We start from the raw sequence: 22,196 nt of genomic DNA on the forward strand, positions 1-22,196 counted from the left end.
TTGATCTCACAGTAGTCCGCCGGGGGTGGCCGCGACGTCACCCCCGCGTACTGACCTGGGGGCCTCCCGCAGGATGACACCGGCCCCACCCGGATACTCCCCAGGGTGGACAAGTGGCCCCCGAGGCCCGGGTTCTCCCCCAGGGGACCCGACGCGACGCGTCGATCCCGCCGGTGAGCGCGCGGCCTTCGCGCGGCTCGGGCCGCTCAGTCCGTAAGCTGTGGCACATCAGAAGCACGGGGCAGCGAGGTGGACATGGCGATGATGCGGCTCCGGCGCGAGGACCCGCGAGTCGTCGGCGCCTTCCGGCTCCACCGGCGGCTCGGCGCCGGCGGGATGGGGGTCGTGTACCTCGGCTCCGACCGGCGCGGCCAGCGGGTGGCGCTCAAGGTCATCAGGCCGGACCTGGCGGAGGACCAGGAGTTCCGCTCCCGCTTCGCCCGCGAGGTGTCGGCGGCCCGGCGGATCAGGGGCGGCTGCACGGCCCGGCTGGTGGCCGCCGACCTCGACGCGCAGCGGCCCTGGTTCGCCACCCAGTACGTGCCGGGCCCCTCGCTGCACGACAAGGTCATGCAGGACGGTCCGCTGTCGGCGGCCGAGACGGCGGCGATCGGCGCCGCGCTCGCCGAGGGCCTGGTGGCGGTGCACGAGGCGGGCGTGGTGCACCGGGACCTCAAGCCGTCGAACATCCTGCTGTCGCCCAAGGGGCCGAGGATCATCGACTTCGGCATCGCCTGGGCGACCGGTGCGAGCACGCTGACGCACGTCGGCACGGCGGTGGGCTCCCCCGGCTTCCTGGCGCCCGAGCAGGTGCGGGGGCAGGCGGTGGCGCCGGCGACCGACGTCTTCTCGCTGGGCGCCACGCTGGCCTACGCCGCGCTCGGCGACTCGCCCTTCGGGCAGGGCAGTTCCGAGGTGATGCTCTACCGGGTGGTGCACGAGGAGCCGCAACTGACGGGCGTGCCGGCCGCCTTGGCGCCGTTGCTGCGGTCCTGCCTGGCGAAGTCGCCGCAGGACCGGCCGAGCACGGTGCAGCTGTCGTTGCGGTTGAAGGAGATCGCGGCCAGGGAGGCGCGCGGCGAGGGCCAGCGGGTGCTGACCCGGGCCCCGCAGCAGCGCTCGGCGCCCGAGCGGCGCACCTCGCGCCCGGCGCCGACCCGGCCGGCCGGGCGGCGCCCGCCGGCCAGGCGGGGCGTCGACCGGCGGCTGTTGCGGCAGCGGCTGATCGTCTTCATCACGGTGACGCTGCTGGTCGCGCTCGGCATCGCCGTGGCGCAGGGCTGCCAGGGGCCCGTCTAGGGCCGGTCGTCCGCGGTTCGGGGGGCCGCGGTGGTCAGCGCGTAGAAGGCGACCGCGGCGGCGGCCGCGACGTTGAGCGAGTCGATGCCGTGCGACATCGGGATGCGCACCCGGGCGTCGGCGGCGGCCAGCGCCTGGCGGGTCAGCCCGTCGCCCTCGGCGCCCAGCATCAGCGCCACCCGACCGCCACCGCTCCCCCGCAGCTCCTCGGCGATGTCGACGGCCCCGGCGTCGGGGGTCAGGGCCAGCAGCCGGAAGCCGGCGGACCTGACGTCGTCCAGGCCCTTCGGCCAGTGGTCGAGGCGGGCGTAGGGCAGCGAGAAGACGGCGCCCATCGAGACCTTGACTGAGCGTCGGTAGAGGGGGTCGGCGCACTCCGGGGAGAGCAGCACGCCGTCGAGCCCGAGGGCGGCGGCGCCCCGGAAGACGGCGCCCACGTTGGTGTGGTCGTTGACGGCCTCCAGCACGGCGAGGCGGCGGGCGCCCGCCAGCAGCTCGGTGGCCGCGGGCAGCGGGCGGCGTCCCATGGCCGCCAGCGCGCCACGGTGCACGTGGTAGCCGGTCACCCGCTCGGCGAGCTCCGGGCTGACCAGGTAGACCGGCACGGTGGCGGCGTCGACGACGTCCCGCAGCCCGTCGACCCAGCGGGGGGTCAACAGCAGTGAGCGCATCGGGTAGCCGGCGGCGAGCGCGCGGCGGACGACCTTCTCGCCCTCGGCCATGAACAGGCCCTCGGCGGGCTCCCTGCGGCGGCGCAGCTCGACGTCGGTGAGGTCCGTGTAGTCACCGAGCCTCGGGTCGGCCGGGTCGGTGACGACGATCGGGTCGCTCATCCGGCGGCCACCCGCACCACGTCCCCGACCACGATGACGGCCGGCGGCCGCACGCCCTCCTCGGCCACCCGCGCGGCCACGGTCGCGAGCGTGGCGTCCACCCGGCGCTGGCCGGCCATGGTGCCCTCCTGGACGACGGCGACCGGGGTGGTCGGCGGCCGGCCGTGTCGGACCAGGGTGTCGGCGATGGCCCCGATCCGCTCCACGGCCATCAGCAGCACCAGGGTGCCGCGCAGCGCGGCGAGCGCCGGCCAGTCCACGAGCGAGCGCGGGTCGTCGGGTGCCACATGGCCGCTGACCACCGTGAACTCGTGGGCCACCCCCCGGTGGGTGACGGGGATGCCGGCGGCGCCCGGCACGCTGATGGCGCTGGTGACGCCCGGGACCACGGTGACGGGCACCCCGGCGGCGGCGAGTTCGGCGGCCTCCTCGCCCCCGCGCCCGAAGACGTAGGGGTCGCCGCCCTTGAGCCGGACCACGAACCTGCCGGCCCGCGCGTGCTCGACCAGGGCCGCGTTGATGGCCTCCTGGGCCATGGCCCGGCCGTAGGGGATCTTCGCCGCGTCGACGACCTCGACGTGCGGCGGCAGCTCGTCGAGCAGCTCGCGGGGGCCGAGGCGGTCGGCGATCACCACGTCGGCCTGGGCGAGCAGCCGGCGGCCGCGCACCGTGATCAGGTCCGGGTCGCCCGGGCCGCCGCCGACCAGCGCCACTCCCGGGTGCCGGCCGCGATGCCTGGGGGCGGTCAGGGTGCCGTCGCGCAGCGCCTCGACGACGCCGTCCCTGACGGCCGCGGAGCGCCTCGGGTCCCGGCCGGTGAGCACGGCCACGGTCACCCCGTCGACGCGCCCGGTGGCCGGGGTCCAGGCGGTGGCCGCCTCGGCGTCGTCGCTGCGCACGCACCAGACGCGGCGCTCCTCGGCCTCGGCCGAGGCCGCCGCGTTGACCCCCGGGTCGTCGGTGGCGACCAGCGCGTACCAGGCGCCCTCCAGGTCGCCGGGGCGGTAGCCGCGGCGCTGCCAGACGAGCTCCCCGGCCTCGGCCATGGCCTCGACGGCCGGGGTGACCTCGGGGGCGACGAGCCGCACGTCGGCGCCGGCGGCGAGCAGGGCGGGCAGGCGCCGCTGGACGACGGTGCCGCCGCCGAGCACCAGCACGCGGCGGCCGGTCAGGCGCAGTCCTACCGGGTAGGCGGGATGTTCTGGCATAGCGGGGTGCGGCTCCTCGGCGCTGGGCGGTGGACGACGGTGGCGGGCCCGTCCGACCCGCCGGGGCCCGGTGCTGCCGGTCGTACCGGCCACCGCCGCTGCGGCGCTGGAGCGGCTGAATCCGTGCGGTTCCGGACCCTCGCCCACCCTATGGCCTGGTGGGCGGGGCCCGGCCGCGGTCAGTTCTTGTCGGTGACGCCGGCGGCGTCGAAGGTTGCCACCTCGCGCATGGCACGGGCCGCGCTCTGCACGACCGGCAGCGCCAGGAGCGCGCCGGTGCCCTCGCCGAGCCGCAGGTCGAGGTCGACGAGCGGGCGCAGGCCGAGCGCGGTGAGCGCGGCCATGTGTCCCGGTTCGGCGCTGCGGTGTCCCGCGATGCACACGGAGACCGCCTCCGGCGCGACGGCGCGGGCGGCGAGCGCGGCGGCCCCCGCGCTGACGCCGTCCAGGATCACCGGCACGCGCAGCGAGGCGCCACCGAGGATCAGGCCGGTGAGCGCGGCGTGCTCCAGGCCGCCGACGGCGGCGAGCACGCCGATGGGGTCGGCCGGGTCCGGCTGGTGGTGCTGCAGGGCGCGCCGCACCACGTCCACCTTCCGCGCGTGCGTCTCGTCGTCGACGCCGGTGCCACGACCGGTCACCTCGCCGGGCGCGGCGCCGGTGAAGACGGCGATCAGGGCGGCGGCGACCGTGGTGTTGGCGATGCCCATCTCGCCGGTGAGCAGCGCGCGGTTGCCGGCGGCGACCAGGTCGCGGGCGGTCTCGATGCCCACCTCGACGGCGCGCAGCGCCTCCTCGCGGCTCATGGCGGGGCCGGCCGTGAAGTCGGCGGTGCCGGCGCGCACCTTGCGGGGCATGAGCCCCGGCCTGGTCCGCAGCTCGGCGCGGACGCCCACGTCGACGACGCAGACCTCGGCGCCGACCTGGGTGGCGAAGGCGTTGCAGACCGCGCCGCCGGACAGGAAGTTGGCCACCATCTGGGCGGTGACCTCCTGCGGCCAGGGGGTGACGCCCTGGGCGTGCACGCCGTGGTCGCCGGCGAACACGGCCAGCGCGGCCGGCTCGGGCACGGGCGGCGGGCAGGCGCGGGACAGCCCGCACAGCTGGGCGGAGATGACCTCGAGCGCGCCGAGGGCACCGGCCGGCTTGGTCATCCGCTTCTGCCGCTCCCAGGCCTCGCCGAGGGCGTGGGCGTCGAGCGGCCTGATCTCGGCGAGGGTCTCGCTGAGCAGGTCGTGCGGCTCGGCCCCCGGCAGGGCGCGGCGGCCGTAGCTCTCCTCGTGCACCACCCAGGAGAGCGGGCGGCGCCTGGCCGGGTCCCCCTGGTCGGGCTCGGGCTCGCCGGGGAACGCGTCGACGTAGCCGACGCAGAGGTAGGCCACGATCTCCAGGTGCTCGGGCAGGCCGAGGGCGCGGGTGAGCTCACGGTCGTCGAGGAAGCCGACGAGGCCGACGCCGAGTCCCTCGGCGCGCGCGGCGAGCCAGAGGTTCTCGACGGCGAGCGCCGTCGAGTACGGCGCGAGACGCGGCTGCCCGGTCGGTCCCGCGGCGCGCCGGCCGCCCCGAGTCGGGTCGGCGGTGACCACGATGTTGACCGGGGCGTCGAGGACGGCCTCGGCGGTGAGCTCGGTGAACTGCCGGGCGCGTGCCCTGGGCAGGGCGGCGGCGTGCGACTCGCGCTGCCGGACGGCGAGCTCGTGCACCGTCCGCCGGGTCTCCTCGGACCGGATGATGACGAAGTCCCAGGGCTGGGCCAGGCCGATGGAGGGCGCGGTGTGGGCGGCCTCCAGGACGCGGAGCAGCACCTCGTGCGGGATCGGGTCGGCGCGGAACCCGGTGTGGACGTCGCGCCGCTCCCGCATCAGCCGGTGCACGGCCTCGCGCTCGGCATCGCTGTAGCCGACGACGGCCTGACCGGCGGCTTGGCCGGTCTCGGTCGGTGGATTCGTCTCCGGCGAGTCGGTGGGTGCGGGATCGGCGGTGGCGACGGCGCCTTCGGCGCCAGCAGGCACCGGAACCGGGCCGGCGGCTCCACCGCTTTCGGCCGGCGGCGCCGACTCCGGCGAGTCACCGGACGCCGGATCGGCGGTGGCGCCTTCGGCGCCGGCCGACGCCTGGCCGGTCTCGGCCGGCGGACTCGGCTCGGAGGACTCGCCGGGTGCCGGATCGGCGGTGGCCGCGGTGGCGCCTTCGGCGCCAGCAGGCACCGGAACCGGGCCGGCGGCTCCACCACTCTCGGCCGGCGGCGCCGACTCCGGCGAGTCACCGGACGCCGGATCGGCCGTACCGCCTTCGGGGCTGGCCGGGGTAAGGGCCTCGTCGGTCGCCTCACCTGTGACGGCGGCGCCTTCGGCACCTTGGTCGTCGGCCGCTTGCGCGGCTTCGGGCGCCTGCTCCGATGCCTCGGCCGCGGGGGCCGGGCCGGCCTCCGCGGGCGGCGCGGGCACCGCCTGGTCGGCGGGTGCGGGGGGCTGACCCGCGGCCTCGGCCGGCTCGGCGGCGGGTTCCGCGGCGGCCGGCACGGCGGTCTCGGCCGCCGGGGCCGGGTCGCTTGCGGCCGGTGCCTCGGCGACGGCGACCGCTTCGGTGGCGGCCGGCGGGACGGCCACCGGCTGGTCGGCGACGGCCTGTTGGTCCGCACTCGCCGGCGGGACGGGGATCGCCTGGTCGGCGGGGCCGGCCGGCGGTGCCTCGGTGGCCTGCGCGACGGGAGCGGCCGGGGGCGCGGTCTCGGGGGTCTGTTCCGCCGCCTCCGGCCGCGCGGGAGCGGTCTGGGCCGTGGCCTCGACGGGCGCCTGCGGCGCCGGTGGCGACTGCCAGGCGCCCGGTTGGGCGGGAACCACGCCGGTCGGGCTCACCGGCACGACGCCGTCGAGCGGCGCCGCCTGGGCCGGCTCCTCAGCCGGGGCGGCCGGCTGGGCAGGGGCGGCCGGCTGCGCGCGCTCGGCGAGCGGGCGCACCGGGGGCGGAGGGGCGACGGTCTGCGGCGGGGCGACGACCGCGTCACCCCAGGCACCGATCGCACCCGGCATCAGCAGTTCCTCCTCGTCGCCGTCCATGTCCATCGCCTCGTCGGGCTGACCCGGGAAGGGGTAGGCGGCCGCGGCCGCCGGCGCCACCGGCGGTGCCTGCCCCCGTGCCGCCCCTTCGGGGGTCTGGCCGGTGTCCGTCACGCGTCCACCTCGCCCATCGCACGCGCTCCTTCCCATCCCGGACATGACGGACGAATCATCAAGTCCGGTCGACGGCACAACGATCCATCAGCCTACCCGGGATGCCGCCGGGCCCTGCTCACGGGTGGTCGGCTGGCCCGGGAAGGTCCCGGTTTGTCACCGGGTGGCCGGCGCCCGGCGGCCGACGAGCAGAAAGGCGACGGTCCGGTCGCGCTCCGCCCAGTCGTGCGGCTCCAGGTCGAGGGTCTGGAGCAGCGTGCACTCCACCTCGTAGCCGGCTCCGGTCAACACCCGGCCGGCCGCCTCCGCCTGATCGCGGGTCAGGGCGTGGGTCACGAGCCGCTGGGGTCGGCGGTCGGCGCAGGCGACGAGGGTCCTGGGGCCGCCGCCCCCGACCCGGATGATGTCCGGCTCCGGCAGGTCGTCGAGCACCTGGGGGGCCACGCCGTGCACGATGTGCAGGTGCACACCGAGCCGGCGGGCGGTGGCGCCGGCCAACGCGCAGGCCTGCGCGTCGCGGTCGACGGCGATCACGGCGGAGCCGAGCCGGGCGGCGTCGATGGCGGCCAGGCCGCCGCCGGTGCCGACGTCCCACATTAGGTCCCCCACCCGGGGGCCGAGCACGGCGAGTTCGAGGGCGCGCAGCCGCGGGCTGCGGCCGGGTCCCGCGTCCGGTGCCGTGGGCGCGTCCTGGCCGTAGGCCGTCGCGTCGAGCGCCCATCCGCGCGGCTGGACGGCGGCCGCCGGGTCGAGGCCCGCCAGCCAACTGCTGCCGCCGTCCCGGGTGGTGCCTCCGCCGCCTATCACGATCACCACGTTGGGATCGCTCCAGTGGCGTCGGCTGACCGAGTCGGAGGTGAGGACGGACACCTGCTCGCGGTCGGTGCCGAGGGACTCGCAGATGACGAAGGTGCGGTGGGTCGGCCCGAGCAGCAGGGCGATCTCGGCGGGGCCGGCGCCCGGCGAGGTGAGGACGGCGACCTTGGGGTGGGCGCGGCAGACGTTGACCGCCCGGCGCAGGGTGCGCGGGTTGGCGACGACGACCTTGGCGTCGTCCCAGGGCATGCCGGCCCTGGCGAAGGCCGCGGCCACCGCGGAGACCGCCGGGACGACCTCGACCTCGAGGCCGTGCTCGGGGGCGCGCAGCGCGCGGACCATGCCGAAGAAGCCGGGGTCGCCGTCCGCCATGACGACCGCCGTGCCGCGGTGCGTGGCGATGCGGCGGGCGGCCAGGGCGATGCTGCCGAGCGTGATGTGCTCGGCCCCGGCGGGGACTTCGGGGTGGGCCAGGTGCCTGGGGGCGCCGGCGACCAGGGTGGCCGCCTGGAGGGCCGCCCTGGCGGCCGGGTCGAGTGGTGATCCGTCCCATCCGATCACGGTGACGCGGTCGGCCATGCGCGGCATGCTCCTGGACTGTGTGCAGGTGAGGGACGGGCTGAGCCTACCGCGCGCCGCGGTGTGCGGTGGTGTGCGCGTCCTCGAGATCCTCGGGGAGCAGGCCCCAGACGATGAGGTCGGTGCGGATGTCGGTCCAACCGCCGTCCTCGGTACGGGATCGCACTATCAGCGCGTTGCGCAGGACGCCCTCGCTGACGCAGCCGATCTTCTGGGCGACCTGCTGGGAAGCGGTGTTGCCGGCCGCGGTGCGGAGTTCGAGGCGCTCGAACTTCTGGTCGTGGAACAGCCACTGGGCGATGGCCAGCACGGACTCGGCGGCGTAGCCCTCGCCTCTGGCCCAGGGGCCGACGACGTAGCCGACCTCGCTGGTGAGTGTGTGCCAGTTGGTGTTCTTGAGGTGGAGGGTGCCGACGAGCCGGTGGGTGAGGTGTTCGTCGACGGCCAGCACGATGCCGCGTCCCGAGGTGCGTTCCGCGGGCGCGCCCCGGGTGATCCACTCACGGGCGTCGGCGGGCGTGTACGGGTTGGGGACGGAGGTCCAGGCCGCGGTCAGCTCGTCGTTCATCATGTCGGCGAGCTCGGGGATGTCCGCCTCCTCGAACGGGCGCAGCACCAGCCGCTCGGTGCTGATGGAGACGTCGGGGAAGGTGGGTGTCATGGGCCGCTCCATGCCTGGGGTCAGAGGGGACAGCATGCAGTATCACCGGCCGGCGAGACAGCGCCGGGCCCCGGCTGGTCGCCGGGGCCCGGTGCTGAGAGGTGGTCGGCGGTCCGGTCAGGAGGCCGGGGTGCCGAAGGCGGGGATGACGGAACCGTCGTACTGGTCCTCGATGAACTGCCGCACCTCGTCGGAGTTGAGCAGTTCGGCGAGGGTCTGGACGCGGGGGTCGTCCTCGTTGCCGGCCTTGACCGCGAGGAAGTTGGCGTAGGGGTTGTCCTCGGCCGACTCCAGGATGATGGCGTCCTCGGCGGGGGCGAGGTCGGCCTCCAGCGCGTAGTTGCCGTTGATGATCGCGGCGTCCACGTCCTCGAGGGCGCGCGGCAGGGTGGCGGCCTCGAGCTCCTGGAAGGTGATGCCGTGGTCGTCGGCGATGTCGTTCAGGGTGGCCTCGGCGCCGACGCCCTCGTTGAGCTCGATCAGGCCGTTCTCGGCGAGGAGGTGGAGGGCCCGGCCCTCGTTGGTCGCGTCGTTGGGGATCGCGATGGTGGATCCCTCGCCGAGCTCGCCGGGGTCGGTGACCGAGTTGGAGTAGAGGCCGAGCGGCTCCAGGTGGACGTTGATCACCGGGACGATGTCGGTGCCCTGGTCGGCGTTGAACTGGTCCAGGTAGGGCTTGTGCTGGAAGTAGTTGGCGTCCACCTCGCCGCTCTCGACGGCGGTGTTGGGGAGCACGTAGTCGCTGAACTCACGCACTTCGAGGTTGAGGCCGGCGTCCTCGGCGAGGTTGTCCCGGACGAACTCCAGGATCTGCGCGTGCGGGACGGGGTTGGCCGCGACGGTGAGGGGCGCGCTGGCGTCGGCCTGGTCGCCGTTGTCGCCGCCGGTGTCGGGGTCCGAGTCGGTGCCGCAGGCGACGAGGCCGAGGGCGAGCGCGGTGGTGGCCGCGAGGAGGACGCCGGTCCGGACGGGGTTTCCGTTGGGAGTACGCACGAAAAGTGCCTTTCTTCGTTATCCGTGTTGACAAGTGCGCGTGGTCGCCGGGTGGGCGGCCGCGCTCAGGTGGAGGCTCGTTCGCGGCGGGACAGCAGCCGCACGGCGCCGTCGCCGAGGAGTTGGATCACGGTCACGACGACGACGAGGACCGCGACGGTGATGAGGGTGAACTCGGTCTCGAAGCGCTGGTAGCCGTAGACGAGGGCCAGCGAGCCGAGCCCGCCGCCGCCGACGGCGCCGGCCATCGCCGAGTAGCCGATGACGGCGATCACGGTGGTGGTGAGTCCCGCGACCAGGGAGGGCAGGGCCTGCGGCAGCAGCACCTTGAGCACCACGGTCCAGGTGCCGCCGCCCATGGCGTGGGCGGCCTCGATCAGGCCGTGGTCGACCTCGCGCACGGCGGTCTCGACCAGCCGGGCGAAGAACGGGATGGCGCCGATGGCGAGCGGCACGATGGCGGCGGTGGGGCCGATGGCGGTGCCGACGACGGCGCGGGTCACCGGGATCAGCGCGACCATGAGGATGATGAACGGCAGCGAGCGGCCGATGTTCACGACGACGCCGATGGCCTTGTTGACCACGGCGTTCTGGAGCGCGCCGCCGCGGTCGGTGAGCACGAGCAGCACGCCGAGCGGCAGGCCGCCGAGGACTGCGATCAGGGTGGACCAGCCGGTCATGTAGAGCGTGTCGATGGTGCCCTGCTCGAGCAGGGGGCGCATCTGGTCCCAGGTCATCAGGCGCCCTCTCCGGTGAGCTCGGCGGCCGCGGGGAGCCCGGCCGGTGGTGTGGTGGTCGCGGTCGGCTCCGGGAGCTCGACGGTGAGGCCCTGCTCGCGCAGGAAGGCGAGGGGGGCGGCGTTGTCCTCGACGGGTCCTGGCAGCTCGATCCGCATGCGGCCGACCTGGCGTCCGCCGACGGTGTCCATGGCAGCGCCGAGGATGGAGACGTCGACGCCGTGACCGCGGGAGAGCTGGGAGATGACGGGCCGGTCGGCGGTGTCGCCGTGGAAGGTGATGTCGACGACGGTGCGGTCGGCGGAGGCCGGAGCGCCGCCGACCGGGAACAGCTCGTGGGCCAGCCGGGATCCCGGGGTGGCCAGCAGCTCGGAGACGACGCCGGACTCCACGATCCGCCCGGACTCCATCAGGGCCGCCGAGTCGCAGACCGCCTTGACCACGTCCATCTCGTGGGTGATCAGCAGCACGGTGAGACCGAGTTCCTGGTTGAGGTCACGCAGCAGTTTCAGCACGGAGCGCGTCGTCTCCGGGTCGAGGGCCGAGGTGGCCTCGTCGGAGAGCAGGACCTTGGGGTCGCCGGCCAGTGCCCTGGCGATGCCGACGCGCTGCTTCTGACCGCCGGAGAGCTGAGCCGGGTAGGCGCGTGCCTTGTCGGCGAGGCCGACGAGGTCGAGGAGCTCCATGGCCTTGCGGGCGCGCTCGCGTCGGGTCAGGCCGAGGATCTCCAGGGGCAGCTCGACGTTGCCGCGCACGGTGCGGGACGACAGCAGGTTGAAGTGCTGGAAGATCATGCCGATCCGGGTGCGCGCCTCGCGCAGTGGGCGGCCGGCGCGGTGGGCGCGCCGGCCGGCGAGTGCCGTGAGGTCCTGGCCGTCCACGGTCACGGTGCCGGAGGTGGGGCGTTCCAGCAGGTTGAGGCAGCGGATGAGCGTGGACTTGCCCGCGCCGCTGCGGCCGATGACGCCGTAGACCTCGCCGGGGCGTACGTGCAGGTCGACGCCGTCGAGGGCGGTGACCTCGCGGCCGCGCGAGCGGTAGACCTTGGTCAGGTCCGAAGTCGTGATCACTGGGATTCCGTCACTGTCGGGCGTCCGGGCACGCCGAACGGGCGCGGCCGGACGCGGGGCATGGCCTGGCGGAGGCGGACAGACAGGGGTGCGTCGGAGCGTCAGGCGGGGTGAGCGCGGTCGCTTCGGGGCGCGGGGCGGCTCAGGTGGGGGCCCTCAGCGGCGACACATTCGACAACGCGCGTGACCGGAACAACCAGCACCGGGCATGGACACTGCCTCGGTGGTCTGGGGGTGGTCGCTCGTCGCGGTCATGCGCTCCAGTAAATCAGACGTTCCGTCCGTGTTACCGGGGAGGCCGGGGGGCTGTGGTCAACGCCACGTTCGTCGTCGGGGACGGTGAGCGCAGGTCAGGCGGGGTGGCGACCCGGCGGCGGGGGGCCGTGGGGCGCCCCGTAGAGTCGGCGGCATGCTTACCCCGCTGACGGTCGTGGTCGCCGTGGCCGCGTTGCTGCAGGCCGCGTGGTGCGGGTACGCGGCGTTCCGCGACCAGCCCGTGAAGGACTGGCACTACGCGGGCATGGCCGTGGTGCTGTTCCTCACGCTGGCCCAGTTCGTGGTGGGCCTCGTGGCGCTCGGGGGCGGCGAGCGGCCGGCCGGCGACGGCACGGCGGTCTTCGTCTCGTACCTGGTGATGGTGGTGCTGTGTCTGCCGGTGGTGGCGATCGTCTCGCTGGGCGAGCGCAGCCGGTGGGGTTCCGCGACGGTCGCGGCCGGGGCGCTGGTGCTCGCGGTGCTCGAGCTGCGGCTCGCGGACGTGTGGGCGGGGGGCGTGGGCGGTGGCTGAGCGCGGTGCGGGCGTGGCCGGGCGGCCGGATCTGACGCGTGGGCCCGGGCGGCTGCTGGTCACGCTCTACGGGGTGTTCACGGTGGCGGCGGCCTCGCGGTCGGTGGTCCAGCTCTCCACCCGCTTCGACGAGGCTCCGCTGGCCTATGTGCTGTCTGCGGTGGCGGCCCTGGTGTACGCGTTCATCACGGTCTCGCTGGTGCGGGGCGGGGAGGCGGCCAGGCGGGTGGCGCTGATGTGCTGCGCGGCCGAGCTCGCGGGCGTCCTGGTGGTGGGCACCTGGACGCTGGTCGACTCGGCGGCGTTCCCCGACGCCACGGTGTGGTCCGACTACGGCCTCGGCTACCTGCTGCTGCCGCTGATCCTGCCGGTGACCGGGCTGTTGTGGCTGCGTCGCGCGGCGCCGGAGGCGCGGTAGACCCGGCGGTGCCCGCGGTGCCGGTGGCGGGGAGGGCGGCCCAGGTCTCGCTCGCCGCCCTCCGCCGGGTCCGAGGTCCGCTCAGGCCGTGGCGGCCAGCGGGCCCGGGGCCTCCTTCTCCAGGGTGATCATGCTGAGGTGGCGCGACACCTCCTCGGTGGCCACCGGGGCGTAGCCGAGCCTCCGGTAGAGGCGCAGGTTGCCCGGCACCCGCTGGCCGGCGAAGAGCCGGTACCTGGCGGCGTCGCGCTCGGCGGCGAGCCGCTCCTCGACGGCGGCGAGCAGCCGGCCGCCGAGGCCGTGCCGCTGCATCCTGGGGTGCACGATGAGCCGGCCGATGTGCGCGGTCCCGTCGGGGTCGACGGTGCCGCGTACCGAGCCGACGACCTCCTGGCCGAGCCGTGCCACCAGCACGCAGGTGTCCCGCACCTCGGCGCGCACCTCGGCCAGCGTCTCGGTCAGCGGGGCGATGCCGTAGTCCCCGGAGAGCTCGGCTTCGCCCTGGAAGCAGAGGTACTGAAGTTTGAGGATCTGCTCGGCGTCCTGGTCGTTCGCCGCGTCGATCAACACGCTCATGCCCATGTGTGCGTACGCCTCCCAAGCGAGGTGTCGGCCGGCCCGGCGGGGGGTGAGGGTCACGCGAAACGGGCCGGCGATAGCCCTGACGGCGCAGGTCACGAGGACCCACGCCGTCAGCATTGTGCTAGGGAAACAAGGATGGAGGGAATGTGCTGGAGCCAACTACCTTGTGAGATTTACGACTCGGGTCCCATGATTGCGCGCCGATCGAGTGGTTCGCGGTCAGCGACGGTGGTCGGCCGCGGCGAGCAGGGCGGTGTCGGGGTGGTCGGCGAAGACGCCGTCGATGCCGGTGCGGAAGTAGGCGCGCAGCGCGCCGAAGACGTCACCGTAGGCGTTGGGGTCGTCGCCGCGGCGGAAGTCGGCGGGCAGGAAGCGGTTCTCGTTGCGCAGTGTGTAGGGGTGCACCAGCAGTTCGGCGGTGTGCGCCTGGGCGACCAGGCGGGTGGGCTCGGCCAGGCTGCCGTCGGAGCGGCGCGGGATGACGAGGTCGAGGGTGGGCCCGATGCCCTGGGCGTAGCGGGAGATCTCCCGCAGCCCCGAGGGCGTGACGAGGTCGGCGACGGTGCGCGGGTCGCCCTTCTGCTGGAGGTCCCAGGGGCGGGAGTCGGCGTTGGAGAGCAGCACCACCCGCGGCGTGTCGACGAGTTCGGCCATGCGCTGCATGCTGGTCGGCTCGAAGGACTGGAGCAGCACCCGGGAGTTCGCCCGGTCGTGACCGTACCGGCGCAGCAGCCTGGCCAGCGGTTGTTCGAGGCCGAGGCCGAGGGAGCGGAAGTAGGTGGGGTGCTTGGTCTCGGTGTACAGCCAGACGGGACGGCCGCGCTTCCGGCCCTGCTCGTCCGCCCAGCGCAGCACCTCCTCGAAGGTGGGTACGGTCCACCGGCCGTCGTAGAGCGTGTTGTTGCGGCGCTGGTCGGGGATGCGCTCCGTGGCGCGCAACGTCCTGAGCTCGGCGAGCGTGAAGTCCTCGGTGAACCAACCGGTGAGCGACTGGCCGTCGACGGTCTTGGTGGTGCGGCGGTCGGCGAACTCGGGGTGGTCGGCGACGTCGGTGGTCCCGGATATGTCGTTCTCGTGGCGGCAGACCAGGTGACCGTCCCTGGTGGGCACCAGGTCCTGCTCGATGATGTCGGCGCCCATGTCGAGGCCGAGTTGGTAGGAGCCGAGGGTGTGCTCGGGCCGGTAGCCGGAGGCGCCGCGGTGGGCGACGACGGTGGGGGTGGGCAGTTCGCCGAGCCCGCCGCGTCCGCCGTTCGCCGGGCGCGTGGCAGCGCTCGTGGGGCGCGCGCTCTGGGCGTGCGCGGGGGTGGTGGCGGTGAACACCGCGCCGCCGGCGCCGGCGGACACGGCCGCGCCGAGCAGGGCGCGCCGCCCCATCGCGCCGCGGTCCCGGCCCTCGTGGCCCGGGTCGCCGCCGCCCCTCGTCGCTGTCGGGTCCGTCACATCCGCCGGCTCCGCGCCTGCCGCGTGCCAAGCTGCCATGGTGCCTCCCTCTGGTCGCCGCTGATGGTAGGGACGCGGCCCTGTCCCGGTGGGGACGGCCGAGGAAACAGCTGACGAAGGCACATCAAACCTGAGTATCCGTCGTGTGAACCCCGTGCGCGAGCGGGGGCGAAGCGCGAGTATCGTCCCGTACGCATGCGGCGGAGCGCATGACCATGAACAACCGGAGGGGAAGTTGTCCCGATTCGTCCTGATGAAGACGCTGATCGGCCCGTTGCTGAGGCTCTTCTTCCGGCCTCGGGTCGAGGGGGCGGAGAACGTACCCGCCGAGGGGCCGGTGATCGTGGCGGGCAATCATCTCACGTTCATCGACTCGGTCATCCTGAACCTCATCAGCAAGCGGCAGGTCTTCTTCATCGGCAAGTCGTCCTACGTGACGGGCCGGTCCCTCAAGGGGCGGGCGATGGCGTGGTTCTTCACCGCCGTCGGGATGATCCCGGTGGACCGGGACGGCGGCCACGGCGGGGTGGCCGCCCTGATGACCGGACGCCGGGTGCTCGACGAGGGCAAGGTCTTCGGGATCTACCCGGAGGGCACCCGCTCCCCCGACGGCAGGCTGTACCGGGGGCGCACCGGGATCGCGCGGCTGACCCTGATGACGGGCGTGCCGGTGGTGCCGTTCGCCATGATCGGCACGGACCAGGTGCAGCCCGGCGGCAAGGGCCTGCCCCGCATCGGCCGGGGGCGGCGGATCACCGTCCGGTTCGGCAAGCCGCTCGACTTCTCGCGCTACGAGGGCATGGACCGCGACCGCTACGTGCTGCGGGCCGTCACCGACGAGGTGATGACCGAGGTCATGCGGCTCTCGGGGCAGGAGTACGTGGACATGTACGCCACCAAGGTGAAGGCCGCCTGAGCCCACCGGCCGCCGGGCGACGCCCCGGCGCCGGGGCTCAGTGCCAGGGCAGGGCCGAGCGCCGACCCCAGTAGGCGGCGGGCGGCTCGGCGAGTTCGCCGAGGGCGACCGCCGCGGCCTCGTCCAGGTCGAGACCGGCCGCCGCCAGGTTCCCCGTGAGCTGCGCGACGGTGGCGGCGCCCGACAGCACGATCCCGGCCCACGGCTGGCGCAGCACGGCGGCCAGCGCGACCGCGTCGGGGCCCGTGCCGGCGGCCTCCGCGATCCGGCGCACGGCGGGTGGTGCGGCCTCCCCGGCCAGCCGCCCGTTGGCCATCGCCTCTTTGACGATCACCGTGCGGCCGGCCGCGTGGGCCTCGGCGAGCGCCGGGCCGGCCGAGGTCTCCAGCACGTTGTACGTGGACTGCACCGTGGCGAACAACGGCCGTCCCGCCACCTCGACCTCGAGCGCCGCCCGGATGGCCTCCGCCTGGCCGGGGCCGCTGGTGGACAGGCCGACGGTGACGCCGGCGGCGGCGAGCCCGGCCAGCCGGTCGAGCACGGCAGGATCGGTGAGGGCCGGGCTCTCCGGCGTCACGGAGTGGATCTGGTACAGGTCGAGGCGGTCACCGAGCAGGGCGCGGGTCTCCGCGTACTGCCGGTCGAAGGTGGCCGGGCCGTGGTCCTTGACCTCGTGGACCTCGGCGTCGGTGCGCCAGTCCGCGGTGTACGTGTAGCCCCACTTGCTGCCGACCACCACGTCGGCCGCGGCCTCGGGGCGGGTCGCGAGCCAGCCCGCCAGGAACTCCTCCGCACGGCCGTAGGAGCGGGCCGCGTCCAGGTAGCGCACGCCGCGCGCGTGCGCCGCGTCGAGCAGCTCGTGGCTGCGCTCCCGCAGCGCCTCGGGGGCGCGGTCGGCCGGGAGGTCACGGTCCCGGCCGAGGTTGATGTAGCCGGGGCGGCCCACGGCGGCGAGCCCAAGACCGATCCGCGCGGTGGGGGTGGCCTCGGGGCGGAAGCGGGAGAACGCCATGAACCTCTCACTCGGCTCGGGGTGCGGCGGTGACCGGCTGGCCGTCGGCGGCGCGGCGGACGCCGGGCGCGCGGGGTCTCACGATAACGGTGGGCTCAGGCGCTCACCGCTCCGGTGTCGGCGGTCGGGGCGGCCCAGGCGGCGGCGCACAGCGCGTGCGCCACGGACTCCGTGTAGAGGGCGGCGGCCAGCCAGGCGCGGGCGAACCGGTCGGCGTCCGCCGGCAGCAGCCGGCCGAACACGTCCCTGCCTCGGTCGGCGGCGGCCCGGTGCAGCTCCTCGATCAGCCCGGCGCCGGTGGCGAGCCCGGCGATGCGCAGCCGGGCCCGGTCGTCGCCGACGGTGCCGGGCAGGGCCAGGGCGCGCCGGCCCGCGGCGACGGCCCGGTCCGTGCGGCGACGCAGCAGGTGGAGCGGGGCGTGGGCGGTCTCGTCCGCCGCGGGCGCGACGCCGGGCGGAGCCGCCGCGGCCGCCGCCGGCTCGGGCAGGTCGGTGCGCTGCAGCCGGTCGTACCCCAGGTCGACGTGGGTGCGCGGCTCGGCCAGCCGCAGCACTTGCCCCGCCTCGCCCGGCGGCCGGCCGGCGGCGAGCAGCCGCAGCCGGGGCTCCGGTCCTGGCACCAGGCGGCCGACGACGCGGAGCCTGAGGCCGGGGGCGGTGGCCAGCAGGCGCAGGTTGTCCCGGTGGGCGAGGGCGGGGTCCTCGTCGGCCGCGGCGAGGTGGATCGGCAGGCCCGCGCAGTCGGCGAGCAGGACGTCCCCGCCGGCGGCGCGGAGCGGACGGCGGCAGGTCAGGTCGAGGAACAGCAGCTCCGCGCCCGGTGGCCGCCGGTCCTCGGGGAGCGCGGCGGCGGCCAGGGCACGCTCGGCCTGGCGGTGCGGCGGCTCGGCCCAGAGCCAGTCGAGCGGCGGCTCGTGCCAGCCGGCGCCGCCCGCCTGGACGGCGCGCACCGCTGTTCCGGCGCCGAGTCTCCCGTCCGGTGAGACGGTGGCGCCCGAGACCACCAGGCCGGCCCGGGACAGCTCCCGGTGGGTGAGCGCCGCGTCCCCCAGGCGCACGGTGCGCTCCACGGCGGCGGCCGCCCGCTCGGCGCCGCCGGGTGCCACGTCCGGCACCCGGAAGAGCCGGCCGTCGGGGTCGGCCGCCCAGGTGACGACGCCGGCGTGCCCGCTGCCGGCCAGCACCGGCTCGCTGAACAGCCCGTACAACCGCAGCGAGCCGCCCGGCAGGTAGGGGCGGCGGGCGGTGCCGCGCAGCTCGGCCAGCCGGGGGCCGGTGGCCGTGGCGATCCCGTGGGACGTCGCCAGCAGCTCGCGCAGCGCCTCGGTGAGGTCGGCGAGCCGGTAGGCCGGGTCGGCGGCGCGGGCGGCGCGCAGCCGGCCGACGACGCTCACGGCCGCCGCGGCGGGGCGCGGCAGCCCGGCCAGCCGGGCGGCATGGGCGGCGGCCAGCAGCTCCGCCTGGGTGACCGCCCCCGCGCCGTCCACGCCGGCCTCCAGCGCGGCGGCTCCGGCGGCCCACAACTCGGCGGCCGCCGCGCGCTGTCGGGGGGTGGCCGGGGCCTCCGACGGGGGCGGTTCGTCGGCCGGCTCGTCGGGCGGTGCGGCGTCGCCGCCGTCCGCCGCGGGCTCCGGTCGGGCGACGGGCGCGGCGCCGGCGGCGGCCGGCCGGTGCACGCAGCCGGGTGCCAGCAGGCAGCCGCAGCGGATGTCGTCGACGGCGGTCACGCTGCCGCCGGGGGCGTGGAGTTCGAGCGTGGTCTCGTCGTCGACGGCGACGCGGTAGGTGTCGCCTTCCCGGCTGGCCGGCCGGGCGGCGAGCTTCGCGGTCGCGGCGTCGAGGCGCCTGCGGAGCCGGGGGCTGAGCGCGGCCACCAGAGCGGCGGTCACCTCGGGGGCGACGGGGGGCAGCGGGTGGGTGTCGGTCACCGGATCTTCTCCCCTACCCAGCGGGCGAGTTCGAGTGGGCTGAGGGCGGCCACCGGCATGCCGGCGGCGACCAGCTGCCCGGCCGTTCCCTTGCTGTACCGGGGGCGGCCGGCGTCGTTCAGGCTGGCGCAGCCGAGCACGTGGCAGCCGGCGGCGGCCAGCGAGCGGACCTCCGCGAGGAGGCCGCCGAGCGGATAGCCCTCCTCGAAGTCGCTGACGACCACCACCAGGGTGCGGGAGGGCGCGGTCACCAGGGTGCGGGCGTGTCGCAGCGCGGCGGCGATGTGGGTGCCGCCGCCGACCCGCACCTCGAGCAGCAGCGCCAGGGGGTCCTGGACATGTCCCGTGAGGTCGACCACCTCGGTGGAGAAGGCCAGGAAGTGGGTGGTGAGGGCGGGCACACCGGCGAGGACGGCGGCGGTCAGCGCGGACCAGACGGTGGAGGACTCCATGGAGCCCGAGACGTCGGTGGCGATGATCAGCCGCCAGTCGGCGGTGCGGCGGGCACGGGTGCGGAAGACGGGGCGCTCGGGGACGACCTGGAGCGCGCCGTCGGGCCCGCGCCGGGCGGTGGCGAGGTTGGCGCGCACGGTGCGGCCGAGGTCGAGCGGGCCGCCGGGGCGCCGGCTCGGCCTGGGCAGTGCGGCGCCGGTGAGCGCGGGGCGGAGCCTGGTGGCCAGCTCGCGGGTGAGCTCGTCCACCAGGCGCCGGACCAGCGGGCGCAGCCGGGCCAGGCGCGCCTCGGGCAGGCCACCGGCGTGGCCGAGCACCGTGCGCAGCAGCTCGACGGACGGGCGGACCCGGTCCGGGTCGAGGGCCAGCGCCGCGTCGCCACGCCCCGCCTCCACGGCGGCGGCCAGCACCTCCTCGCGGATGCCGGGACCGAACAGGGCGGCCAGCTCCTCCGACCACTCGCGCACGCCCGGGTAGGGCACCTCGCGCCCGCCGCCGCGCCCGCCTGGCAGGTCTCCCCTGGCGCCCTCGCCGCGCCCGACCCCGTACAGCTCGTCCAACGCCGTGGCCAGCGGCACGGCGTGCGCCGAGAGCCGATCCCCACGCCGCCCGAGCACCAACCGCCACCGGTCGCCTTCGGTAAGGGCCAGGGCCTGGCCGGCCGGGCCAGCGGTGTGGGGCACCTCGGCCGCCGCCCGGCCCGGAGGCGCGGACGCGCCTCCGTGGCCGGCGTCGGCGGGTGCCGGAATGGCGGGGGGCGCCGGTCGGGTGTCGTCAGCGCGGCGGCCGGCGCCGTGGGGCGGCTCGGCGTCGGGGTCGGCGGCGACGGTCGTGGTGCCCGGCCGAGCATCGCAGAGCGTCGGGGCGCCAGCCCCGACGACTGCGGAGTCCGTGGAGTCCGCGTCTCTGACGGCAGGACGGGGACCGCCGGGGTCGGCCGCCGCGGGCGCCCGCAGGAGCCCGAGGACGGCCAGGGCCGCGCCAGCGGCGAGGTCGGCGCGGGTCCACAGTTCGAGGGTCGGGGCGTCGATGTCGGGGAGAGCGGCGAGGGCGTCGCCGACGCGCTCCTCGATGACGGCGAGGAGGCGGTCCCTGGCGGCCGGGCTGAGGGTGTCGAAGCCGCCACGCAGGGCTGGCAGGCGGTCGAGGAAGGCCTGCTCCGGCAGTTCGGCGACGCGGTCAAGCAGCGGGGCGAGCGCCGCGGGGGCGGCCTCCAACAGCGGCCCGGCGGCGGTCAGAAGGCCCGTCAGGCGGTGCTTCAGCTCGGCGCGGCGGTCCGGGTCGGTGGCCGCGTCCACCCAGGAGGCGACGCGGGTGCCCAGGGCGCCCGGCTCCTCGTGGCCGAGCAGCACCCGCACGGCACCAGCGGCGCCCCGCATCAGCGGGGAGCCGGAAGCGGCGAGCTCCGCCAGCGCGGCGGCGAGCCTGATGCCGCCGAACTCGTCCGCGCGGTGCGCCAGTTCGACCAGGGCCCGGGCGTCGGCAGGGTCCTCGGAGCCGGTGAGCCCGGCGACCTGGCGGACGGCGGCCGTGGTGAGCGACTCGGCGACCGGCACGGCGCCGGGGAAGTCGGCACGAAGCCGGTCGAGCAGGCCGAGGGCGCCCAGCAGCTCGGACAGGCTGGCGGCGGCCGGCAGCACCGTGCCCGCCTCGGCGAGCCGCTCGTGGGCCAGGGCATCGAGGCCGCAACCGGCGGCCAGGTCGAGGCCGGCGACGACCTGGGCGGCGGTGGGGCCGCCGGCGTCCCGCTCGGCGCGGTGCCGCTCGCGGAGCGTGCCCTCCGCCGCCTGCGCGGCGGTCACGCCGCGCGGCGACGCGGCCGTCAGCATGGCGGCCGTGGCCGGGGTCCAGCCCACGGTCCAGCGGGTGGTGACGGCGTCTCCGCCGCCGACGCCGCCGACCCGCTGCTCCTCGGCGTAGGGGATGCCGCAGACCGTGAGGCGACGCAGCAGCAGCTCACGCCGGTGGTCGAGCGGCACGCGCCGTGGGTCGAGCCGCACGTCGCGCGGTCCCGCGGCGACATCGTCGGGCCCGGGCAGGCCGAGCTCGGCGCACTCGGCCGCCACGGCGGGCGCGAGGCCGCCGCGCGGCGCGCCGGGGGCCGGGTGACCGGCGCGCCGGCCGACCAGCACCTCCTCCAGGGCCCGCGACACGGCCCGGCCCCGGCCGAGTGGCTCGCCCTGGAGGAGCACGGTGCCCGCGGCCTCGACGAGCTCGCCGCGCCCGGGGGCCGGCAGGCCGCGCAGCCGGGCGAGGTCGGTGGCGACCCGGGCGATCTCCCGGGCGTCGGCGGGCCCCGAGGGGTGGTCCTGGGCACGCAGCCGGGCGCAGACGCGGACGGCGGTGGTGGTGAGCGCACGCTCCAGGGCGGCGGGGTCGCCGGCGGCGGCCAGCACCTGGTGCTGCCACTCGGGATCGCGGATGCCGGCCGGGTAGCCGGAGCGCTCGTCGAGCAGCGGGTAGGTGTAGGGGATCAGCGAGACCGTCCACGGGGCTTCGGCGGCCTTCGGGGCCGCCGGCGCGTCGATGTGCGGCGGCCGGACGTCGCCGGCCGCGAGCGCCGCGGCGGTGAGGGCCGGGGTGTGGAAGGCGCCGACGACGGCCGCGACCCGGCGGCCGCCCGCGGCGGCCTCGGCGATCCGGGCCCGCATCCACCGCTCGCGGCGCAGGTCGACCGCGTCGACGCCGCCCGCGTCGGCCGCGTCCCGGCGCAGCGCCCAGCCGGCGAGCAGGGCGGCGCGGCGCACCGCTTCCGACGTGGAGCCGGGGGCGGCGACCTCGACCAGCCGATCCCAGAGGTCGTCGCCGGCGCGGCCGGTCAGCCGGGCGCCGAGCGCCTCGCGCAGCCCGGGGCGGTGGGCGGTGGCCTGGCTCCGGTCGCCGAGCCAGGCACGGTCGGCCAGCGGCAGGTCGGCGGCAATCGCGGGGACCCCGTGGCGGGCGGCCCAGCGCAGCGCGACCAGCTCGGGCGAGAAGTCGGCGAACGGGTAGAAGGCCGGCTGTCCTGGCTCGGGTCCCGGCGGCACGGCGGCGAGCGCGACCGGTGCCCGGGTCTCCTCGTGGGCGAGCCAGGCCAGCCAGTCCTGCAGCTCGGCCGGGAGCTCCACCAGCAGGACCTCGGGCGCGGCGGCGTCGAGCAGCCCGGGCATGACGACGGCCAGCGACGGCGCGTGGTGCCGCACGCCGATGAGGTGGGGCCCCGCCGGGTCGGTCAGCTCCCGGAGGGCGGCCGCCACGGAGTCGTCATCGCCGGACGGGAGCCCTGGTGGATCGCTGGTGCGCATCGTC

General features: G+C 76.1%; 17 protein-coding genes. 4 read left to right on the forward strand and 13 right to left on the reverse strand.

The window, feature by feature from the left end:
- Positions 1-255: 255 nt before the first annotated feature.
- Positions 256-1,299, forward strand: coding sequence for a serine/threonine-protein kinase (locus ACFWI8_RS05330; RefSeq protein WP_387085971.1), 1,044 nt, complete (start codon positions 256-258; stop codon positions 1,297-1,299).
- Here the strand turns inward: ACFWI8_RS05330 and ACFWI8_RS05335 are convergent.
- From ACFWI8_RS05335 to ACFWI8_RS05370, 8 genes are all read right to left on the reverse strand, one after another.
- Entirely contained in the window at positions 1,296-2,132 is an 837-nt protein-coding gene (locus tag ACFWI8_RS05335) for a TrmH family RNA methyltransferase (RefSeq protein WP_387085974.1), read from the reverse strand. The two genes, ACFWI8_RS05330 and ACFWI8_RS05335, sit on opposite strands and share 4 nt — an antisense overlap.
- Positions 2,129-3,340 (reverse strand): uroporphyrinogen-III C-methyltransferase, encoded by a 1,212-nt coding sequence (gene cobA, locus ACFWI8_RS05340; protein WP_387085977.1) that lies wholly within the window; start codon positions 3,338-3,340, stop codon positions 2,129-2,131. The genes ACFWI8_RS05335 and cobA overlap by 4 nt, the downstream gene beginning before the upstream one ends.
- Positions 3,341-3,519: 179 nt before the next feature.
- A complete protein-coding gene (gene cobT, locus ACFWI8_RS05345; protein ID WP_387085980.1) occupies positions 3,520-6,513 on the reverse strand; it encodes a nicotinate-nucleotide--dimethylbenzimidazole phosphoribosyltransferase in 2,994 nt (997 codons plus the stop codon).
- Positions 6,514-6,669: 156 nt separating this feature from the next.
- Positions 6,670-7,908, reverse strand: a complete 1,239-nt coding sequence (gene cbiE, locus ACFWI8_RS05350) for a precorrin-6y C5,15-methyltransferase (decarboxylating) subunit CbiE (RefSeq protein WP_387086335.1) — start codon at positions 7,906-7,908, stop codon at positions 6,670-6,672.
- Positions 7,909-7,954: 46 nt separating this feature from the next.
- Positions 7,955-8,569, reverse strand: a complete 615-nt coding sequence (locus ACFWI8_RS05355) for a GNAT family N-acetyltransferase (RefSeq protein ID WP_387085983.1) — start codon at positions 8,567-8,569, stop codon at positions 7,955-7,957.
- 117 nt (positions 8,570-8,686) lie between these two features.
- The gene (locus ACFWI8_RS05360) at positions 8,687-9,562 is read right to left on the reverse strand and encodes a MetQ/NlpA family ABC transporter substrate-binding protein (RefSeq protein ID WP_387085986.1); all 876 of its coding nucleotides are present in this window, start codon (positions 9,560-9,562) and stop codon (positions 8,687-8,689) included.
- Positions 9,563-9,627: 65 nt separating this feature from the next.
- The gene (locus tag ACFWI8_RS05365) at positions 9,628-10,299 is read right to left on the reverse strand and encodes a methionine ABC transporter permease (RefSeq protein ID WP_311600880.1); all 672 of its coding nucleotides are present in this window, start codon (positions 10,297-10,299) and stop codon (positions 9,628-9,630) included.
- Positions 10,299-11,369, reverse strand: coding sequence for an ATP-binding cassette domain-containing protein (locus ACFWI8_RS05370; protein ID WP_311600882.1), 1,071 nt, complete (start codon positions 11,367-11,369; stop codon positions 10,299-10,301). Before ACFWI8_RS05370 ends, ACFWI8_RS05365 begins: the two co-directional genes overlap by 1 nt.
- Positions 11,370-11,778: 409 nt before the next feature.
- Between ACFWI8_RS05370 and ACFWI8_RS05375 the strand changes: the two genes are divergently transcribed.
- Both ACFWI8_RS05375 and ACFWI8_RS05380 read left to right on the forward strand, forming a co-directional pair.
- The gene (locus ACFWI8_RS05375; protein ID WP_387085990.1) at positions 11,779-12,156 is read left to right on the forward strand and encodes a hypothetical protein; all 378 of its coding nucleotides are present in this window, start codon (positions 11,779-11,781) and stop codon (positions 12,154-12,156) included.
- Positions 12,149-12,574, forward strand: a complete 426-nt coding sequence (locus ACFWI8_RS05380) for a hypothetical protein (protein ID WP_387085993.1) — start codon at positions 12,149-12,151, stop codon at positions 12,572-12,574. Before ACFWI8_RS05375 ends, ACFWI8_RS05380 begins: the two co-directional genes overlap by 8 nt.
- Positions 12,575-12,655: 81 nt before the next feature.
- On the opposite strand, the gene ACFWI8_RS05385 is transcribed toward ACFWI8_RS05380, so the two are convergent.
- On the reverse strand, positions 12,656-13,156 hold the full coding sequence (locus ACFWI8_RS05385; protein ID WP_132934376.1) for a GNAT family N-acetyltransferase: 501 nt from the start codon (positions 13,154-13,156) through the stop codon (positions 12,656-12,658).
- A gap of 219 nt (positions 13,157-13,375) precedes the next feature.
- Entirely contained in the window at positions 13,376-14,533 is a 1,158-nt protein-coding gene (locus tag ACFWI8_RS05390; protein WP_387086338.1) for a glycerophosphodiester phosphodiesterase, read from the reverse strand.
- Positions 14,534-14,834: 301 nt separating this feature from the next.
- On the opposite strand from ACFWI8_RS05390, the gene ACFWI8_RS05395 reads away from it, so the two are divergent.
- Positions 14,835-15,515 (forward strand): lysophospholipid acyltransferase family protein, encoded by a 681-nt coding sequence (locus ACFWI8_RS05395; RefSeq protein WP_387085997.1) that lies wholly within the window; start codon positions 14,835-14,837, stop codon positions 15,513-15,515.
- Between the two features lie 37 nt (positions 15,516-15,552).
- Here the strand turns inward: ACFWI8_RS05395 and ACFWI8_RS05400 are convergent, their stop codons facing one another.
- The 3 genes from ACFWI8_RS05400 to ACFWI8_RS05410 all read right to left on the reverse strand — a co-directional run bounded on the left by ACFWI8_RS05400 (position 15,553) and on the right by ACFWI8_RS05410 (position 22,192).
- Entirely contained in the window at positions 15,553-16,527 is a 975-nt protein-coding gene (locus ACFWI8_RS05400) for an aldo/keto reductase (protein WP_387086000.1), read from the reverse strand.
- A gap of 95 nt (positions 16,528-16,622) precedes the next feature.
- Positions 16,623-18,455 (reverse strand): hypothetical protein, encoded by a 1,833-nt coding sequence (locus ACFWI8_RS05405; protein ID WP_387086003.1) that lies wholly within the window; start codon positions 18,453-18,455, stop codon positions 16,623-16,625.
- Positions 18,452-22,192, reverse strand: coding sequence for a DUF5682 family protein (locus ACFWI8_RS05410; protein WP_387086005.1), 3,741 nt, complete (start codon positions 22,190-22,192; stop codon positions 18,452-18,454). Before ACFWI8_RS05410 ends, ACFWI8_RS05405 begins: the two co-directional genes overlap by 4 nt.
- Positions 22,193-22,196 lie beyond the last annotated feature (4 nt).

The sequence above is a fragment of the Streptomyces sp. NPDC127098 genome (genome assembly GCF_042722465.1).
In the GTDB taxonomy this organism is placed as follows: domain Bacteria; phylum Actinomycetota; class Actinomycetes; order Streptomycetales; family Streptomycetaceae; genus Streptomyces; species Streptomyces millisiae.

Bases quoted from the DNA above. Each gene is read 5' to 3' on its own strand.
- ACFWI8_RS05355 (WP_387085983.1), bottom strand. From the start codon at position 8,569: ATGACACCCACCTTCCCCGACGTCTCCATCAGCACCGAGCGGCTGGTG.
- ACFWI8_RS05410 (WP_387086005.1), bottom strand. From the start codon at position 22,192: ATGCGCACCAGCGATCCACCAGGGCTCCCGTCCGGCGATGACGACTCC.
- ACFWI8_RS05335 (WP_387085974.1), bottom strand. From the start codon at position 2,132: ATGAGCGACCCGATCGTCGTCACCGACCCGGCCGACCCGAGGCTCGGT.
- cbiE (WP_387086335.1), bottom strand. From the start codon at position 7,908: ATGGCCGACCGCGTCACCGTGATCGGATGGGACGGATCACCACTCGAC.
- cobA (WP_387085977.1), bottom strand. From the start codon at position 3,340: ATGCCAGAACATCCCGCCTACCCGGTAGGACTGCGCCTGACCGGCCGC.
- ACFWI8_RS05390 (WP_387086338.1), bottom strand. From the start codon at position 14,533: ATGGGGCGGCGCGCCCTGCTCGGCGCGGCCGTGTCCGCCGGCGCCGGC.
- ACFWI8_RS05385 (WP_132934376.1), bottom strand. From the start codon at position 13,156: ATGGGCATGAGCGTGTTGATCGACGCGGCGAACGACCAGGACGCCGAG.
- ACFWI8_RS05400 (WP_387086000.1), bottom strand. From the start codon at position 16,527: ATGGCGTTCTCCCGCTTCCGCCCCGAGGCCACCCCCACCGCGCGGATC.
- ACFWI8_RS05365 (WP_311600880.1), bottom strand. From the start codon at position 10,299: ATGACCTGGGACCAGATGCGCCCCCTGCTCGAGCAGGGCACCATCGAC.
- ACFWI8_RS05375 (WP_387085990.1), top strand. From the start codon at position 11,779: ATGCTTACCCCGCTGACGGTCGTGGTCGCCGTGGCCGCGTTGCTGCAG.
- ACFWI8_RS05330 (WP_387085971.1), top strand. From the start codon at position 256: ATGGCGATGATGCGGCTCCGGCGCGAGGACCCGCGAGTCGTCGGCGCC.